An 18,581-nucleotide genomic window follows, 5' to 3' on the forward strand; every position below is an offset into this window, starting at 1 on the left:
CTAGGGCATGTCTCTAAAATAGGTGGTTGAGCCACTGGATGATCGCGCGGAGGACGGCTCCGGCGCGGTAGGTCAGGCCGAGTTTGTCGTAGCGCGTGGCCAGGCCGCGCCATTGCTTCACGTCGCTGTAGCCACGCTCGATGACGTTGCGGCCGCGGTAGGCCTCGGCGTCCAGTCCGACAGGGCGACCGCCGCGTGACCCGCGGTTGCGGCGGTGTTGCTGCTGGTCGCGAGGTTCGGGAATGACTGCCTTGATGCCTCGACGCCGAAGTGTCTGGCGGGTAGCGCGGGAGGAGTAGGCCTTGTCGCCGCGCAGCATGTTCGGTCTCGTGCGTGGCCGCCCGGGTCCCTTGCGGGCGACGGAGAGGGCATCGAGCAGTGGGGCGAGCATCGGTGAGTCCCCGCCCTGCCCGGGCCCGCACAGGATCACCAGCGGCAGGCCGTGGCCGTCGACGAGCTGATGAATCTTCGTCGAGAGCCCGCCACGGGAACGACCCAGCGCGTGATCAGCCGGCTCGACGCGGAGATTCTTGTGGTTCCACAGCGCCCCCCGTGGTGCGCTCGAGGTTCGTGCCGTGCTGGTGAGCGCGGCAGATCGTGGAGTCGACCGCGACCGACCAGTCCAGCTCACCATCCGCGTCGGCACGGACCAGGAGCGCGTCGAGGACCTGGTCCCAGGTGCCGTCGGCGGCCCAGGCGCGGTGGCGCTTCCACACCGTCTGCCAGGGCCCGAAGTCGGCCGGGAGGTCCCGCCAGGCAATCCCGCACCGGTAGCGGTAGATGATTCCCTCGACCACCTGCCGATGATCCCTCCTCGGCCTTCCCGACCAGGGGCGCTGAGCGGGGAGCAAAGGCTGGATCGTCTCCCACTGGGCGTCGGACAACACGCTTCGTCGGCTCATCCACCCACCATCACACCCCGAACTCCCACAAACTTAGGAGACACGCCCTAGACCTGTCAGGAAGCCGGCCGAGCCCGACGCAGGCGGCGTGGCCGCAGGTGCAACAGCGGTGGTGGTGAGAGGGGTCATGAGTATCCTCCGGTGGTCAGGCGGGTTCCAGCGCGGTATCGCGAGGCGGGGTGATTCCGGTGTTGTCGGCGCTCTGCCCGGTGAGCTGCAGGAACACGTCGTCCAGCGTGGGGCGGTGGAGGGCGACGGCGGCGCGGGGCAGTCGTGATGCCACGTCGGCAAGGTGGGTGGCGAGATCCTCGGCGGTGCCCGTCGTCGTGATTTCCTCGAGCACCTCCTCCTTCTCCCCGATGACTCGCAGAACCGCGCCGCCCACGAGGCGCTTCAGCTCCTCGGCGGTGCCTCCGGCGACGATGCGGCCGTCGTGCAGGACCCGGATCTGCTCGGCGAGGGCGTCGGCCTCCTCGAGGTACTGCGTGGTGAGCAGGATCGAGGTGCCCTCGGACGCGAGCGCGCGCAGCTCCTCCCACAGCACGAGCCGGCTGCGGGCGTCGAGCCCAGTGGTCGGCTCGTCGAGGAAGACCAGGCGGGGGCGGGAGATCAGCCCCGCGGCGATGTCCAGCTTGCGGCGCATGCCGCCGGAGAGCGCCGAGGTGCGCGTGGTCCGTGAGGCGGCGAGGTCGAAGCGCTCGAGCAGCTCGAGACTTCGGTTGTGTGCGTTCGCCGCGTCGAGGCCGAACAGCCTGCCCAGCATCTCGAGATTCTCGAGTGCGCTCAGCGCTCCATCGAGAGCGGCGAACTGCCCGGTCAGCGAGATCCGGCTCTGCAGGGCACGGCGGTCCCGCGCGGGGTCGAGGCCGAGCACGCGAAGCTCGCCGCCATCGCGCGGGATGAGGGTGGAGAGAATCTTGACCAGGGTCGTCTTGCCGGCACCGTTGGGGCCCAGCAGGGCGTGGATGCCGTGGGGGAGTGTGAGGTCTACGTCCTGCAGCACGGCACGGTCGCCGTAGGACTTGGTCAGGCCGTGGGCCCGCAGCAGGGGCGGTGAGGTCGGTGGCATCGGACTTCCTCGCAGGATCGGCGAACTGTGTGCGGCATACGCTGAGAGCGCATGATTGAGTGTCGCATACACAGTGTGCGTTGTATACTGTTCTCTGATCGGTGTTGCATGCTGTTCTCTGATCGGCAGTGAGCGGAGGGTCGGCGAGGTGGAACACTGTGCGCATGGCCGAGAGCACTGAGACGGGACTGCCGCGTGCAGTGATGATCGCGTGGGGCATGGAGAAGACGCCGCAGCGCGGCCCCAGCCGTGGACTGAGCCATGAGCGGATCGTCGGCGCAGCTATCGACCTCGCGGACGCCGAGGGGCTGACGGCGGTGACCATGCAGGGAGTCGCCAAGGCTCTGGGATTCACCACGATGTCGCTGTACCGCTACGTGTCCAGCAAGGAAGAGCTCCTGCTGCTCATGCAGGATGCCGCGTTCGCGCTGCCGGAGAGGTCGACGCTGCCCACGGGCTGGAGGGCAGCGCTGCCGGCGTGGGCCGAGCTGATCCGCGCGGCGTACCGCTCGCATCCCTGGGCACTCGAGATCCCTCGCGGGCAGGCGTCGGTGCTGATGCCGAACTCCGTCTGGGCTGCGGACCTGGGCATGGCCGCGCTCGCGGATCTCGACATCGACCAGGAGTCCAAGGTGGGCGTGATCCTGGTGATCTCCCAGCTGGCCGCCTCGATGGTCGAGCTCGAAGGGTCTCTGGCTGAAGAGGGGCTGGTCTCGACCACTCCCGAGGGGACCGGGCTGCTCGCCGAGGTGATCACGCCCGAGCGCTTCCCTCACATCGCCGATCTCTTCGCCGCGAACTCCCGGGTGGGTGCCGACGGCGGTGCGGGGTTCGCACCGGTGATCGACGGCGGGACGCTGGAGGTGGACGGCGAGTTCGGGCTGGGCCTGTCGCTGCTCATCGCAGGGCTCGAGGCGCTGCAGCGCTCGGCCGCAAGGGAAACGGAGCAGGTGCCCGATCAGGACGTCGAGGGGACCGGTCCTGTGTAAGGGGTCGGTCCGGCGTGGCGAGTCGGTCCGTTGCCGTGACCAGGTCGGACCATGGGGCGCTCAGCCGGCTGAGCGCTGCTGCCCGCAGTCGTCGGTGGCGCTGTTGCCTCCGGTCGCGCCAGAGGCCGCGAGCTCCTGGATCTCCGCTTCGTCCAGAGTGCGCGCACGGCGCGTGAGCTGGTCGACCTCGTCCACCGCCGTGCCGGTCAGCCCGACATCCTCGAAGCGGCGCGCGGTGACCATGACCCGGGTCTGCAGCGAGCCGACGGCGTCGTTGAACGCCGCGACTGACGAATCCAGCGAACGACCCACCTTGCCCAGGTGCGAAGTGAAGGTGCCGAGGCGATGGTGCAGCTCTCGGCCGGTATCGAGCACCTCCCGGGCATCGCGGTTCAGGGCGTCGGTGCGCCAGGTGTGGGCGACCGTGCGCAGCAGCGCCATCAGGGTGGCAGGGGAGGCGACGACGACGTCCTTGCCGAAGGCGTCGTCCAGCAGCTTCGGATCCGTCTCGAGGGCAGCGGCGAGCACGCCGTCACTCGGCACGAACAGCACCGTGAACTCCGGGGTGTCCCCGAGCGCCTTCCAGTACGCCTTGGACGAGATGACGCCGACGTGGTGCCGCAGCGCCTTCGCGTGAGCCTTGCGCCGTGAGGCGGCGCGCACCGGATCGGTCTCCTCGGTGGCGTCGAGGTAGGCGTCCATCGGGGCCTTCGCATCGATCACCACGTGACGGTCCCCGGAGAGATGGACGACCAGGTCGGGGCGCTGCCCGGCATTGCCGTCGGCCCGCGTGCCGGACAGCTGCTCGGTGAAGTCCACGTGCTCGAGCATCCCGGCGGCCTCGACGATCCGACGCAGCTGCACTTCGCCCCAGCGCCCTCGCGCCGTCGGAGCCCGCAGCGCCGCAGTGAGCGCACTGGTGCCCGTCTCGAGGGACTGCGCGCGCTGCGCCAGCTGGGCCAGGTGGGAACGCAGCGCTCCCTCGGCCTCCATCCGGGCAGCCTCGGAGCGCGCCAGCGAGCGCTCCAGGTGGGAGAGGGTCGCGGTGATCGGGGCCAGGGTGCGCTGCAGCTCGGCCTCGCGCTCCTCCTCCGCGGCGTCCCGGCGGGCGACGTCGCGCTCGTGGCGCTCGTCCGCCAGGCGCAGCAGGCTGCCTGCGGTGTCGGAGTCCGTTCGTCGGCGCTGCTCCAGATGCTGCGCGCGCTCGCGCACGACCAGCCAGGTCGCCGCGGCTCCGAGGGCCACGCCCAGCATCAGTCCCAGCAGAAGCATCTGTACACCGCTCATGGGATCAGCTCACCACGGGGGTGTGACAGGCGAGCGGAGGCACGCCTGGTTCGCCCGCTCCTGCGCCCGGAGCGTGCCGGCGCGCGGATGAGGACACAGACGTGATGGTCGACGCCCTCCCACTGCTGCCCTCACAGTGCTCACAGTGCTCACAGCGCTCGGCAAGTACCCGGCCTTGAGGCTGCTGACACGACTGCGGGGTGGTCGACGGAGTGCGGACCTCCGATCACGGCCAGGGGCATCCGGTCACGACGTCGCGCGGCGATCACGGGGCCGGCTCACGCCACCGACGACCGGTCGCGGGACGACTGCACCTCACCCATGTGCTCTTTCGCCCAGGCCACGAGAACATGCAACGGTCCCAGCAGCGAACGGCCCAGCTCGGTGAGCTCGTATTCGACATGCGGCGGGATCTCCGGATACGCCGTGCGCAGGACCAGCCCGTCGGCCTCGAGCGAGCGCAGGGTCTGGGTGAGCATCTTCTGCGAGATCCCGTCGACGCGACGGGCGATCTGGGAGAAGCGCTGCGGGCCGTCCTCCAGCATGCCGATCACCAGGACCGTCCAGCGGTCACCGATGCGGTCCAGGAGCCGACGCGAGGGACAGTCGCGCACATACGGGTCGAAGCTGAGCGTGGTCATGACAGATGCTCCTCGGGTCGGGTCGGGTCGGGTCGGGTCGGGTCTGGGCGGGTCTGCCCTGCTCGGGGCAGGGCAGGGCAGGCCGGGCCGTGTGCGGGCGTCTCGGGAGGCGGACGACAGTCGCCCCGGGACGGTTACCGCAAAGTGCCTACTTCCCGTTGGAGACTAGGTTACCTACAGTGAGCAACGAGGTCCACAGCGCAGGCTGCGGGCAAGGGGCAACCCCGTCCCGCATCGATCGTGGCGCTCGAAGGAGCGCCCGGAAGGAGAGCTCATGGCTCGCATCACCGTTCTCGGCGGCACCGGATACGCCGGAGCCCACATCGTCAGGGAGGCCATCCAGCGCGGCCATGAGGTTGTCTCCGTCAGTCGCACCGCCTCGGACGCCCTGCCCGACGGTGTTGTTCATCGGGCGGGCGACGTGCGGGACGAGGCGCTGCTGCGTGAGATCGCCGCCGATGCGGACGCCGTGATCGCGGCGGCCTCACCGCGCGGAGACCTTGCCGTTCCCGGCGTTCTGCGCACTGCCTATGCGACTCTCGCGCGGCACGCTGCGGAGAACGACACCCGTCTCGGCGTGATCGGCGGTGCCGGTTCGCTGAGGATGGCCGAGGGCGGGCCGAAGCTCGTGGACGCCCCCGACTTCCCCGACGCCTTCGTCGACGAAGCCCGTGAGCTCGAGGCGGTGCTCGACGATCTTCAGGCGCGGGCCGACGGGCTCGACTGGTTCTACATCAGCCCGGCTGCCGGGTTCAACGCCCTCAACCCGGGCGAGGCGACGGGAACCTATCGAACGGGCGGCGACCTGCTGCTGGCCGACGAGTCCGGGAAGTCCGAGCTCTCGGGCGCCGATCTCGCGCTCGCCGTGCTCGACGAGGTCGAGAAGCCTGCCCACTCCCGCGAGCGCTTCGCCGTCGCCTACTGACATGCTCCGCGCAGGCTCGGCCGCCCTTCAGCCGCGGGTCAGCCGCGGGCGCGCGGTCGAGCCTGCACGTGAGACCAGCGGCTCACCGCACCGGAGCCCGGGATCCACGGCAGGCCCGTAGAATCTCCTGCTGTGGCTCTTACTATCGGAATCGTCGGTCTGCCCAATGTCGGCAAATCCACCCTCTTCAATGCTCTGACGCGCGCTGAGGTGCTCGCTGCGAACTACCCGTTCGCGACGATCGACCCCAACGTCGGGATGGTCCCGCTGCCCGACCCGCGCCTCGCGCAGCTCGCCGAGGTCTTCGGCAGCCAGAAGCTGCTGCCCGCGACGGTCTCCTTCGTGGACATCGCGGGCATCGTCAAGGGCGCCAGCGAGGGGGAGGGGCTCGGCAACAAGTTCCTCGCCAACATCCGCGAGGCCGACGCGATCTGCCAGGTCACCCGCGCCTTCGCCGACCCCGACGTGACCCGGGTGGACGGCTCCACCGACCCCTCCGGCGACATGGAGGTCATCACCACCGAACTCATCCTCGCCGACCTCCAGACCATCGAGAACTCGATGCAGCGCCTGGAGAAGGACACCAAGCGCGGCCTGGTCGATTCCGCTGTGCTCGAGAACGTCATCAAGGCCAAGGCGCTCCTGGAGACGGGCAAGACCCTCTACCAGGGCGGCGAAGCGGCCGGCATCGACCTGGACGCGGTGCGCGAGCTCCAGCTCATGACCGCCAAGCCCTTCATCTACGTGTTCAACACCGATGAGGAGGGACTCGCCGACACCGCCTCGCAGCAGGCGCTGCGGAACCTCGTCGCCCCGGCCGAGGCGATCTTCCTGGATGCCAAGTTCGAATCCGAGCTCATCGAGCTCGACGCCGAAGAGGCCGCCGAGATGCTCGAGAGCACCGGCCAGGAGGAGTCCGGCCTGGACCAGCTGGCGCGCGTCGGCTACGAGACCCTGGGCCTGCAGTCCTACCTGACCGCTGGCCCCAAGGAATCCCGCGCCTGGACGATCCCCAAGGGTGCCACCGCACCGCAGGCCGCCGGCGTGATCCACACCGACTTCGAACGCGGCTTCATCAAGGCCGAGATCGTCTCCTTCGATCAGCTCATGGAGGCCGGTTCGATGGCCGAGGCCAAGGCCAAGGGCTGGGTGCGCATCGAGGGCAAGGACTACGTCATGAAGGACGGCGACGTGGTTGAATTCAGGTTCAATGTCTAAAAAAGCGCGTCTGACCAGGGGTTTTACCTTCGCAGCTTCCGATTTGGCTCGGCGGACGAGTTCCGATCTACCATCAGTTGCTAAGCGTTTGGTCCGCTGACCTGGGACTTTGATCGGCCCCTGCGGAGCTTCCGCAGGGGCCGATTCTGCTCTCTGCGGTGCGGGAGCGCCTCTGGGATGCAGCCTCGGCTGGCCAATGCTCCGGAGGGTTCGAGTCGTTAGACGCGCGATTTCTCGGCAGGTGCGCTGACTCAATAAGCAGCCTGACTCAATAGTCGGTCGCCTCGACGACGCAGCGGTTCACTGGAGCAGGTCTCGTTCCGCCAGAGTGCGAGTGATCTCGTCCCACTGGGAGCTCGCGATCAGTTGGCGGTGTCGGCGCAAGGCGGTCTGCCATGACCCGAACTCTGCTGGGAGCTCGCGCCACGTGATGCCGGTGCGGGTCTTGTAGAGAGCGGCGTCGACGATCGTACGTATGTCAGTGCGTGGCCGTCCGCGGCGAGGGCGATCTTCTGTGTGAACGATGTGCTTGATCCAGCTCCATTGCTCATCTGTGAGTCGTTGATAGTCGGGCTGGAGGCCCTCGGTGACGCTGACGTCGTCACCATCCTTCGCGTGGTCATCGATTCGCACGGCTTTGACGACGCCGCGGATGGCAGCACATTCGGTGCATTGGACGGTTGGTTCAACGTAGCGGGGGGAGTGCCCGGCCAAAGTCTCGACGTGCTGGCAGGTCAGTTCTACGCGCCAGGTGGCGCTGTGGTCGATGTGCAATGAGGGTGGGTATAGGAGCTGTCGGAGCGCATCGCGCCGTGCCGGCGAAAGTGGCGGGAACGGGCAGCACAGATGGCAGTGCTCCACCCTGTTGTTCTCGAGACGCCAGACACCCATGTTGCATGCCGTGTGCTCGGCTCGGAACTCGGCATTGTCGGCGTCGATCAGTGCAAGGCTTTCTTCGTCCGTACCCAGGGCCGGCTCGCCGAGAAGGGCGCGCCCACACGCGCGGCACGGCTCGCCCGCTGCATAGGCTTCGTACGTAAGCTGGAGGTCGTCGCCGGCCCGATCCATCCGCTTCGCCTCGTCTGCTTGGGCCCACGATTCCGAGAGTAACGCGTGGCTACGCGGTGTACGCAGGACGCGGGGGAGGGCTGCCGCGCGGCCCTCAGGGAACTCTTGTGAATTGGGCATCGCCACGCTCTCCTTCCAGGTCTGATGCGGCGAAGTGCGAGTCCGGCGCGACCCTGCCTCGACCGCAACTGGAAGCGATAACTTCCTGGAAGTCATAACTACCAGACGTGACGCTTGATGTGTGACAGAACCGCTGAAGAAGGTGCTCGGAGCTCAGGTGCGCGATCTGCGCCTTGCGCGCCGACTGTCGCAGGAGGGCCTTGCTGAAGATCTCGGAGTGTCGACTCGGTACCTCGCGGGCATCGAGCGTGGGGAGCGCAACCTCACTCTGGACTCCGTCGATGCTCTGGCGGAGCAACTTGGTGTTGAGGCGCAGGCACTAGTCGTCCGTCAGTGACGTTCGGCGCTTGAGTCACTCTTGCGTGGCGAACCGTGTGGGCATCATGGATGCATGCCTGAGGACACACGACTTCGGGCGAACTGAGAGAATGTCAGTGGTGCCGTCTACCTTCAGTGTTGGTTGGGCGGCATCACTAGTACCAGTCTCGTCGTCCCGCCGCTTGGCAGGTTGTCTAGTCACAAGTGAAGGATCCCCGTGCCACACAGCTCCATCAACCACGCGCGAATCGCGGCGCTTATCTGGAATATCGCTGACGATGTCCTCCGCGACCTCTACGTTCGAGGCAAGTATCGGGACGTGATCCTGCCCTTCACGGTCCTGCGTCGCTTGGACAGCGTCCTTGGCCCGACGCGCGATGCAGTGATGGCGATGAAGAAGATGCTGGACGAGGCGGGCGTCGCTGACCAGGATGCACCGCTGCGTGATGCGGCCAAACAGGACTTCTATAACACGTCTGGTTTCTCGCTGCAGGACCTGCGGCACATCTCGAACTCCACACGGCTGCGGCAGAACTTCGAGGCGTACCTCGATGGCTTCTCGCCCAACGTGCAGGAGATCATCGACAACTTCGAGTTCCGTAACCAACTTCCTCGGCTTACGAAGGCTGACGCGCTCGGTGCGTTGATCGAGAAGTTCCTCGCTCCAGACCTCGATCTCTCCCCATCGGGGATGGACAACCACGGGATGGGCACAGTCTTCGAAGAGCTGGTGCGTCGCTTCAATGAGGAGAACAACGAAGAGGCCGGCGAGCACTGGACACCTCGCGATGCTGTCCGACTCATGACCCGGCTAATGTTTGAACCGATTGCTGAAACGATCCCGTCGGGTACCTACCGGCTCTACGACGGTGCGATGGGCACCGGTGGCATGCTGACCGTCGCCGAAGAGACCCTGAAACATCTCACGGAGGTGTCCGGCAAGAAGGTCTCCACGCACCTCTACGGGCAGGAGATCAACGCCGAGACGTACGCGATCGCAAAGGCCGACCTGATCCTCAAAGGCGACGGCAAGGCGGCAGACAACGTCGTCGGCGGTCCAGAGTACTCGACGCTGTCCAACGATGCGTTCGCGGGCCAGGAGTTCGACTTCATGCTCTCCAACCCGCCGTATGGCAAGAGCTGGAAGACCGACCAGGATCGCCTCGGCGGCGCGAAGAAGATCATCGACCCACGGTTCGTCGTCAACCACGACAATGACAGCGAGTTCTCGCTGGTGACGCGTAGCAGCGACGGCCAGCTGATGTTCCTCGCGAACCTGATCTCGAAGATGAAGCAGGGCACCGAGCTCGGCTCCCGGGTCGCATCGGTGCACAACGGCTCTTCACTGTTCACCGGTGACGCTGGCCAGGGCGAGAGCAACATCAGACGATGGATCATCGAGAACGACTGGCTCGAAGCGATCGTCGCACTGCCGCTGAAGATGTTTTACAACACCGGAATCGCCACGTACGTGTGGGTGCTCTCCAACCGCAAGGAAGATCGCCGCAAGGGCAAGGTCCAGCTCATCGACGCCACGACCTGGTTCACGCCGCTGCGCAAGAACCTGGGCGAGAAGGGCGTCGAGGTCAGTTCGGCCGACGCCGACAAGGTTCTCGAGGCGTTCAAGGCATTCGACGAGTACGAAGACACCGATCACTCGAAGGTGTTCGACGGTGTGGACTTCGGGTACCACAAGATCACCGTCGAGCGGCCGTTGCGCATCGCCGGTGTCGACCCGCACCGTGTCTACACGGCGAAAGAGATCAAGCAGCTGAAGGAGGATGGCGTGCGCGACGAGAGCGCGCCGCCTCTCATCCGCAAGGCCCTGCCGTACGCGGCAACGCCGGATCCGCTGCACGGGAAATACGAAGCTGTCATCGACGGCCGTGCCCGCGTCGTCGAGTACGAGCCCGACACCGAGCTGCGCGACACCGAACAGGTACCGCTCACCGAGCCCGCCGGTGACTATGCCGACGGCATCGAAGCGTTCTTCCGACGCGAGGTCGAGCCATACGCACCCGATGCCTGGATCGACGACTCGAAGACGAAGATCGGCTACGAGATCTCTTTCACCCGTCACTTCTACAAGCCCGCACCAATGCGCACGCTGGCCGAGATTCAGGCCGACATTCGCGCGCTGGAGGCAGAGACTGAGGATTTGATCGCCGAGATCGCAGGTGATGACTGATGTTTCGCAACTTGCCACGCTACGAGCAGTATGAGCCGACCAAAAGCCCATGGCTTGGTGACCTACCGTCACATTGGTGCACGCAGCGGACCAAGACCCTCCTTGTGGAACGCTCCCAGAAGGGATATCCGCAAGAGCCACTCCTCGCTGCAACTCAGAGCCATGGCGTAATTCTCAAGTCTGATTACGGTACGCGCACGGTGACTGCAACCAAGGATCTACACCTCCTCAAGCTTGTTGAGGTGGGAGATTTTGTGATCAGCTTGCGGTCTTTCCAAGGCGGAATTGAGCGGTGTCACCATCGCGGAATCATCTCACCCGCCTACACGGTTCTGAAGGCAAAATCCGACGACTATCGGGAATACCTCACTTACCTCTTCAAATCTGTTCCATTCGTGGACTCGCTGACTCTAGCTATCACTGGAATCAGAGAAGGGCAGAATATCGATTTCGCGGCACTTGCCGTCGATCAGCTTCCGGTGCCTACGCCCGAAGAGCAGGCGGCAATCGCGAAGTACCTCGCCCACGCGAACGCTCGAATCAGCAAGGCGATCGCCGCTAAGACACGCCTCATCGCCCTTCTCGAAGAACAAGTGGCCGCTCAGGCTAGAGAATTATTCTCTACCGACAATCATGGCGACGCACCATTTGTCCCTCTGAAGCGTCTCGTTGCCACGAGGGGCGGCATGACCCCCAGCAAAGATAACCACGCATACTGGGGTGGAGAGGTTCCCTGGGTTAGCCCCAAGGACGTTAAATCCCGTGTTCTGCAGGACTCGATTGACCACATTACGCAGACAGCTTTAGAGCAGACGAGCATCTCGCTCGTCCCCAAGGGTGCGGTTGTAATAGTCGTGCGAGGAATGATTCTCGCACGCACTGTCCCGGTTGCAACACTCGGCGTTGATTCGACATTGAACCAAGATATGAAGGCGCTGGTGCCACGAGAAGGAAAACTCAAATCGGAGTACCTCCGGGACTGGCTGCGTGTACACGAAGCGGAGGTTCTTGAGCTCGTTGAGACAGCTGGACATGGCACGAAGAAGCTCGATACGGACGCACTGATGAATGTGCGGGTACCAGTTCCGAGTCTCGCCATCCAGGAGAGCTTGTCGGCGCGTATCGCCTCGGCAGGAGCAGCAACGAGAGTCGCTGCAACGAGAGCTCGTAGTGAGATCACACTCCTTCAAGAGTTCCGGACTCGCCTGATTGCCGATGTCGTGACAGGCCAGGTCGATGTCCGCGCGATCGCAGCATCGTTGCCTGACACCCTGGAACAGGACACCCAGCTGGACGCGCTGTTGGATGATGACCTCGAGGATGAACTGGGCGAAAACGAGGAGTGAGCATGCAACGTCTCAACGAGGAGAGCTTGGAGGCACTTATCGTCGACCAGATGGTTGACGGGGGATGGGCCGAGGGCGCGCCGGCCGGCTACGTCGCGTCCTATGCGCTTGACCTCGGCCAGTTCACGAAGTTCATCGAGGCGACCCAGCCCGACCTCGTTGAACCGCTTGGGCTTACGTCGGAAACGCCTACGCGTCACAAGTTCCTAGCGCGGCTCCAGGGCGAGATCACGCGCCGTGGCGTCGTGCACATGCTGCGCAATGGCATCGACCACCTCGGTCTGCACGTTGATCTCTACTATCCGACGCCCGACGCGGCGAACCCCAAAGCAGCCGTACTTTTCCACGCGAACCGGTTCGTGATCACTCGGCAGGTGCATCACAGTGTCAGCAACACGGGCGACGCTGTCGACCTCGTCGCGTTCGTCAACGGACTGCCGGTGTTCACGTTCGAATTGAAGAACAACATCACGAACCAGACGGTCGAGGACGCGGTACAGCAGTATCAGCGCGACCGGGACCCCCGCGAGCCGCTGTTCGCGTTCGGCCGGACCATCGCGCACTTCGCCCTGGACGACCAGCGAGCCCGATTCTGCACCCAGCTCAAGGGCACTTCCTCCTGGTTCCTCCCCTTCGACCGGGGCTTCAACGACGGGGCCGGCAACCCGCCGAACCCCGACGGAGTGATGACCGATTACCTCTGGCGGCAGGTGCTTGCTCCGCTCAGCCTCGCGGGGATCATCGAGAACTACGCACAGATCGTCGTCGAGAAGAACCAGAAGACCGGCAAGAAGGTCTCAAAGGCGATCTTCCCGCGTTACCACCAGCTCGACGTCGTCCGAAAGATGCTCGCCGATGTCGAGGCGAACGGCGCGGGCCGCCGGTACCTGATCCAGCACTCTGCAGGCAGCGGCAAGTCGAACTCGATCGCCTGGTTGACCCACCAGCTGACTGAGACGACCCATGACGGTCGCATCGCTTTCGACTCGATCATCGTCGTCACCGACCGCATCATCCTCGACAACCAGCTCACACAAACCATCAAGTCGTTCCTCCAGGTGGGCTCGACTGTCGTACACGCGGATCGGTCGGGGGACCTGCGCCGCGCGATTTCAGCCGGCAAGAAGATCATCGTCACGACAGTGCAGAAGTTCCCATACATCCTGGATGACATCGGAGCGGACCATCGGGACCGCACGTTCGCCATCGTGATCGACGAGGCGCACTCGTCGCAGGGGTCAAAGACGTCTGCAGCGGTCTCCCGAGCTCTCGCCGGTGTCGATGACATCGAAGACGACACCGTTGAGGACCAGATCAACCGGATCATCGAGGGCAAGAAGCTGCTACCGAACGCGAGCTACTTCGCGTTCACGGCGACTCCGAAGAACAAGACGCTCGAGATGTTCGGCGAGCCCGTACCGAACGCCGAGGGCGGCACGGGATTCCGTCCCTTCCACTCGTACACGATGAAGCAGGCGATCCAGGAGGGCTTCATCGTCGATGTCCTCGCGAACTACACCCCCGTCGGCAGCTACTACAAGCTGATGAAGACCGTCGAGGACGACCCCGAGTTCGACGCGAAGCGCGCATCGAAGAAGCTCCGCGCGTACGTCGAGGGCAACGAGCACGCCATCGCGCAGAAGTCCGACATCATGGTCGAGCACTTCCTCGCCCAGGTGGTGGCGAAGCGCAAGATCGCCGGGCAAGCCAGAGCCATGGTGGTGACTTCGTCGATCGCGCGATGCATCGAGTACTTCCACGCGATCCGTGAGGCACTCGCTGCGCGCAAGAGCCCGTACCGAGCAGTCGTCGCCTTCTCCGGCGAGCACGAATACAAGGGCATGAAGGTGACCGAGGCCAGCCTGAACGGCTTCCCCTCCAACGCCATCGCTGAGCAGGTGAAGACCGATCCATACCGGATCTTGGTCGTCGCCAATAAGTTCCAGACGGGATACGACGAACCGCTGCTGCACACGATGTACGTCGACAAGGCACTCTCCGGAGTGCTGGCGGTGCAGACACTGTCGCGCCTCAACCGTGCCCATCCTGCCAAGCACGATACGTTCGTGCTCGACTTCGCCAACGACGCTGATGAGATCCAGCGCGCGTTTGAGCCGTACTACCGCACTACCGTGCTGGCCGAGGAGACCGACGCCAACAAGCTTCATGACCTGGTCAACGATCTCGACACCTTCGCGGTCTACACGATCGAACAGATCGACGAGTTCGTGAGTCGCTACCTGGCTGGCGAGAGCCGTGACCAGCTCGACCCGCTGCTCGATGTGAGTGTCGCAGAGTATATCGAGATGCCCGACGAAGACGATCAGGTGGCGTTCAAGGGCGGTGCGAAGGCGTTCCTTCGCACGTACAACTTCCTCTCGACTGTGCTTCCGTACGGGAGCAGCGAGTGGGAGAAGCGTTCGATCTTCCTCGACCACCTAGTGCCCAAGCTGCCCGCGCCGAAGGAGGAGGACCTCTCGGCCGGCATCCTGGAGAATATCGATCTGGAGTCGTATCGGGCCGAGAAGCTCAGCGCAATGAAGATCGTCCTTGACGATGAGGATGGCACTCTCGATCCGGTGCCAGCCGCCGGCGGTGGGCACCGCTCGGACCCGGAGCTCGAGCGACTCTCCGCGATTGTGCGCAGCTTCAACGATCACTTCGGCAACATCGAGTGGAACGATGCTGATCGTGTACAGCGGTTCATCACCGAAGAGATCCCGCGGATGGTGTCCGAGGACGAGGCCTACAAGAACGCGCAGGCCAACGACGACCCTGTGAATGCCCGAGTCGAGAGCGACCGTGCCCTCAGCCAAGTCATGCTGCGCCTCATCTCAGACGACACTCAGCTCTTCAAGGAGTTCCAGGACAACAGCAGCTTCAAGCAGTGGCTTGCCAACGCGGTATTCAACGCGACCTACCGCAAGAGTGCTTGAGGGCCCACGCACTAAGAGTCAATTCTCCGACCTGACAAAGTCTGAGGCCACGACTCATCTCTTTACGCACGCCAGCCTGCCGCACCGGCAGCGTCCCAGCTCGTAGGCTCACGTCATGCACATCGAACAGATCCACATCAAGCGCCTACTAGGCTTCGAGGCGCTGTCGCTTGAAGTAGATCCGGATCTTCAGCTCATTGCAGGACCGAACAACGCTGGCAAGTCGTCCTTCATCCGAGTGCTTGAGGCATTCTTCTCGGATCCGACCGCGGACGATTTCAATCAGCTGAAGCCGCTGAACGACTACTACGTCGGCGGCGGCCCCAGGATGCTTTCGAGCATTGAGATCCACTTCGGCGGCCTTACACGAGAGGAGGCCGACGAGCTGGAAGACACACTCGGTCAGGACGGGACGTTCTGGGTCCAGATCACGTGCACGAGGAAAGGCAAGATCAGCTACCGCACGTCGAAAGGCTCCGATGCGCGCTCGCGCGAGATCTACGAGTCGACACTCCGGTCGTTCGACTTCGTGAAAATCCCCTCGATCAGGGTGAGCAGTGCTGACGAGGGCGATGCAGACCAGTCGTTGACTCGGCTCCACGACACCCTGGAAAGCGTGCTCGTCCGCTCGGGGAACTCCCGCTCCACGCAACTCCAGAAGGACTTCGCGACGGCGATGAAGCCGGTCGAAGACCTCGTCCGGGAGGTACTCGGCGAGTCAGTGACCTCGGTGGCGACCGAACTGCCCTTCCAGGATCCGGTACTGGGAGTCGACTTGCCCGAGCCCCGGCACGCGCTGCGCGGAATGCTCAGAGGAGCAGTGATCACTAGTCACGACGACGTCGTGGTCCCGATCGCCGAGCGTGGCACCGGATTCCAGTCCGCTCTCGTGCTAGGCATTCTCCGCTACGTCTCGTCGAAAAGCAGACAGGCGGGCACCAAAGTCATATTCGCCATCGAAGAGCCAGAGGCGTTCCTCCACCCGCAGACGCAGCGAGCCATGGCTAAGATCCTGAAGGAAATCTCCGCTGAGGCGCAACTGCTCGTGACCACTCACAGCCCGGTGCTCGTCGACTCGTTCTCAGTCACCAGGATCGCGCGACTTCCGCTCAGCCCAGAGGGTATGACGTACTCGGCGCTGAATCCGCGCTTGGCCGTCGACGAGGAAGGGCGGTTGACGCGCTACTGCGACGCCACCAACAGCGAGCTCGTGTTCGCCAGTTCGGTGATCCTGGTCGAGGGCCATGGCGACAAGCTCGTCATCGACTACTTGCTGGAGAGCATCACTGGTGGTCCAGGCGGGCACTACGCACTGGGCATCGCCGTAATCGAGGCCTCCGGCATTACGACGATCTCGCACCTGCTTCGGCTCGCGCAGCTCTTCGGTGTCCGCGCCTACGTACTCACCGACAAGGACGGCGTCCATAAGAGCGGCGACAACAAGCGTGCTCTGGTCGAGATCCTGAAGGTGAAGGATCCGAAGCCGCCCGCGCACTTTTTCAACGGGCTGCGCGACCTCGCGGACAAGCAAGTGACGACTCTTAAAGGTGCGCTTGAGCACCAGGAGGAGCTGAACAAGATGCTGCAGCCGTGGGACGCCTTCGTGCTGAGCTCCGATCTCGAAGGCCTACTCCTCGACGTCGTCGGGCAGCAGAACCTGGCGGAGATGCTCGGTCCTGATGGGGCGGGCGAAGTGAGCAAGGAGACCGCGGAGGAGTTCGCGAAGGGGGCCTCTGGCCGCAAGGCGATGGCGGCTCACCTCGGTGCGAAGGGCTGGAACTCCGACCGCAAAAAATCCGGCAAGGCGAAGCCACATATTCCGTCGGCCTTGTTGAGGCAGCACCTCGGCTCGGCATCGAGTCGCCACCGCGCCATCAAGCCGTTGACGAACTGGCTGAACGAGATCGTAGAGGCGCACAAGCGCGCTCCGCTCTGATTTTTCTCGCTGGCCCCTGGTAGACCTGTACAACGCACAGGTTGCTCTGAGGCGGAATGTGGCTGAAGCTGGTCAATATCTGAGAACCCGCAGGCCAGAACGCATATTCGGCCATGTTGCGACTTCGGTTACTCACTGATTTCGACATGAGCAAAGGGCAATCGTAACGGCCACGTGGGCGATGGAACGACTTGTGCATTGCTCAACCAGATCGGTCATCGCTTGTTGGAGGTTGCGCCGCTCTGGTCGATCCCGACCTCCTGCGCGTTCGCGTTTACAGTTGCCAGGGCCGCACAGAGAATGGCCTCGCAAACGAGCACGCGTCGCCCCTGCTCACTGCCCGTGTCTGCTGCGACAGATCGTCGATATCCGCGTGGAGCCAGTGCTCTCGGGTCAGGACGCGTCCTCAACCTCAAGGTCGGGTTCCATGGCTAGAGATGTACGCGATTCGCATATGCCTGCGCTCGGGTGGCTGCGACATCAACCTCCCGCCCCGCAACATCTAGCCATGAATGAGAGAATGCGGAACTGGACTTTCACAGTGGAAGGATGAGCCCATGGCTACTGATGACACCGACCGGACGCCGAGGGTCATTCGCTGCGAGCACTGGTCCGAAGATGCTGGTCGATACTACGGCTGGCACCACCATGAAGGTCCCCACGCGTGCGACTGGGGGAACCACGACGGAGAATGTCCGTACTTGGTCAGCGTGGCCGGCTAACAGCACGCACCGCCGCATCGATGCAAATCCTGCGCAGCACGGCATGATCCGACCTGTACAACGACGCCTAACGCCAACCCCTCAATCTGCCCGGATGCTACCCTAGTCAGCAGCGGCCGATCGGTCCCGATGGGTAGCTGATACAGCGGCGCGATCCGACTAAAACCCCAAGTCAGAGGCCCATGCGCCAGCTTCCCGACACCCCATGGGGCAGCCTTAGCTGTATGAGGTCATGACGTTGTCGACACGTTCGTGGACGCGGGTGGCCGGGGGCTGATCGGCGCAGGCGGTGTGCGGCCGATGATAGTTGTAATGGTGGACCCAGACGCTGATCGCTTCGCGTCGCTCGTGCTCGGAGTAGAAGGCGTGGGCGTAGAGGCATTCCTCGGCGAGGATCCGCTGGTAGCGCTCGACTTTCCCGTTGTGCCGGGGCGTGTAGGGCCGGGTCCGTTGATGCCGCGACGCGTGCGCGGTCACGGTGCGGACGAACGTCTTCGCGCGGTAGTTGGAGCCGTTGTCGGTGACCACCCGGACCAGGCGAGTGATGCCGTGAGCAGCGAAGAAGGCCCTGGCCCGGGAGAAGAAGGCAATGGTGGTTGCCGCGGTCTCGTTCCCCAGGGCCTCGGTGTAGGCCAGGCGTGAGTAGCCATCGATCGCGGAGTGCAGGTAGGTGTAGCCCACCCGCCGTGTGCGCGCCTTCGCTTGGCCGCGGCCATGGAGCCGCCAGCCGCCACCGTCAGGGATCTGCCCGACCTTCTTCACGTCCAGGTGGAGCATGTGACCAGGGAAGCGCGCGATGATCTTCCCGCTCTCGCGGTTGTTCTCCCCGGTCGGGTCGAGGTCACGACGGCGGGAGATCCCGAGCCGTTCCAGCCAGCGCCCGATGGTCCGGACGCAGTAGTGGTGACCGCGGGAG

Annotated in this window: 14 protein-coding genes; 8 read left to right on the forward strand and 6 right to left on the reverse strand. The window is 64.3% G+C overall.

Annotated elements, in window-relative coordinates:
• Positions 1–13: 13 nt before the first annotated feature.
• Positions 14–902 (reverse strand): IS5 family transposase gene (locus tag CIK71_RS16595; protein ID WP_241963980.1). Its coding sequence is split into 2 segments (ribosomal slippage): positions 14–538 and positions 540–902, totalling 888 coding nucleotides; the frame shifts between segments, so codons are not numbered across the junction.
• Between the two features lie 145 nt (positions 903–1,047).
• The gene (locus CIK71_RS16600; RefSeq protein WP_096166794.1) at positions 1,048–1,971 is read right to left on the reverse strand and encodes an ABC transporter ATP-binding protein; all 924 of its coding nucleotides are present in this window, start codon (positions 1,969–1,971) and stop codon (positions 1,048–1,050) included.
• A gap of 164 nt (positions 1,972–2,135) precedes the next feature.
• On the opposite strand from CIK71_RS16600, the gene CIK71_RS16605 reads away from it, so the two are divergent.
• On the forward strand, positions 2,136–2,960 hold the full coding sequence (locus CIK71_RS16605) for a TetR/AcrR family transcriptional regulator (RefSeq protein ID WP_096166795.1): 825 nt from the start codon (positions 2,136–2,138) through the stop codon (positions 2,958–2,960).
• Between the two features lie 60 nt (positions 2,961–3,020).
• Here CIK71_RS16605 and CIK71_RS16610 read toward each other — a convergent pair whose 3' ends face one another.
• Positions 3,021–4,247, reverse strand: a complete 1,227-nt coding sequence (locus CIK71_RS16610; RefSeq protein ID WP_245857735.1) for a DNA recombination protein RmuC — start codon at positions 4,245–4,247, stop codon at positions 3,021–3,023.
• A gap of 278 nt (positions 4,248–4,525) precedes the next feature.
• Entirely contained in the window at positions 4,526–4,888 is a 363-nt protein-coding gene (locus tag CIK71_RS16615; protein ID WP_096166797.1) for a winged helix-turn-helix transcriptional regulator, read from the reverse strand.
• A 274-nt stretch (positions 4,889–5,162) separates the two neighbouring features.
• On the opposite strand from CIK71_RS16615, the gene CIK71_RS16620 reads away from it, so the two are divergent.
• Complete coding sequence (locus CIK71_RS16620) at positions 5,163–5,813, forward strand: NAD(P)-dependent oxidoreductase (protein ID WP_096166798.1); 651 nt, start codon at positions 5,163–5,165, stop codon at positions 5,811–5,813.
• A gap of 132 nt (positions 5,814–5,945) precedes the next feature.
• Positions 5,946–7,031, forward strand: a complete 1,086-nt coding sequence (gene ychF, locus CIK71_RS16625; protein WP_096166799.1) for a redox-regulated ATPase YchF — start codon at positions 5,946–5,948, stop codon at positions 7,029–7,031.
• A gap of 300 nt (positions 7,032–7,331) precedes the next feature.
• Here ychF and CIK71_RS18105 read toward each other — a convergent pair whose 3' ends face one another.
• Positions 7,332–8,219: a transposase gene (locus CIK71_RS18105; protein ID WP_245857737.1), complete on the reverse strand. Its 888-nt coding sequence runs from the start codon at positions 8,217–8,219 to the stop codon at positions 7,332–7,334.
• 121 nt (positions 8,220–8,340) lie between these two features.
• On the opposite strand from CIK71_RS18105, the gene CIK71_RS16635 reads away from it, so the two are divergent.
• The 5 genes from CIK71_RS16635 (at position 8,341) to CIK71_RS16655 (ending at position 16,943) form a co-directional block, all read left to right on the forward strand.
• Positions 8,341–8,556 carry a helix-turn-helix domain-containing protein gene (locus tag CIK71_RS16635; RefSeq protein WP_096166800.1) on the forward strand — a complete coding sequence of 72 codons (216 nt, stop codon included), beginning with the start codon at positions 8,341–8,343 and terminating at the stop codon, positions 8,554–8,556.
• A gap of 198 nt (positions 8,557–8,754) precedes the next feature.
• Positions 8,755–10,725: a type I restriction-modification system subunit M gene (locus CIK71_RS16640; protein WP_096166801.1), complete on the forward strand. Its 1,971-nt coding sequence runs from the start codon at positions 8,755–8,757 to the stop codon at positions 10,723–10,725.
• A complete protein-coding gene (locus tag CIK71_RS16645) occupies positions 10,725–12,071 on the forward strand; it encodes a restriction endonuclease subunit S (RefSeq protein ID WP_096166802.1) in 1,347 nt (448 codons plus the stop codon). The genes CIK71_RS16640 and CIK71_RS16645 overlap by 1 nt, the downstream gene beginning before the upstream one ends.
• Before the next feature lie 2 nt (positions 12,072–12,073).
• Positions 12,074–15,007, forward strand: a complete 2,934-nt coding sequence (locus CIK71_RS16650; RefSeq protein WP_096166803.1) for a type I restriction endonuclease subunit R — start codon at positions 12,074–12,076, stop codon at positions 15,005–15,007.
• 115 nt (positions 15,008–15,122) lie between these two features.
• Complete coding sequence (locus CIK71_RS16655; RefSeq protein ID WP_096166804.1) at positions 15,123–16,943, forward strand: ATP-dependent nuclease; 1,821 nt, start codon at positions 15,123–15,125, stop codon at positions 16,941–16,943.
• A 938-nt stretch (positions 16,944–17,881) separates the two neighbouring features.
• Here CIK71_RS16655 and CIK71_RS16660 read toward each other — a convergent pair.
• On the reverse strand, positions 17,882–18,581 hold a 700-nt coding region (locus CIK71_RS16660; RefSeq protein ID WP_096166805.1), incomplete at its 5' end, for an integrase core domain-containing protein.

The sequence above is a fragment of the Brachybacterium alimentarium genome, from assembly GCF_002332425.1.
Classification (GTDB): domain Bacteria; phylum Actinomycetota; class Actinomycetes; order Actinomycetales; family Dermabacteraceae; genus Brachybacterium; species Brachybacterium alimentarium.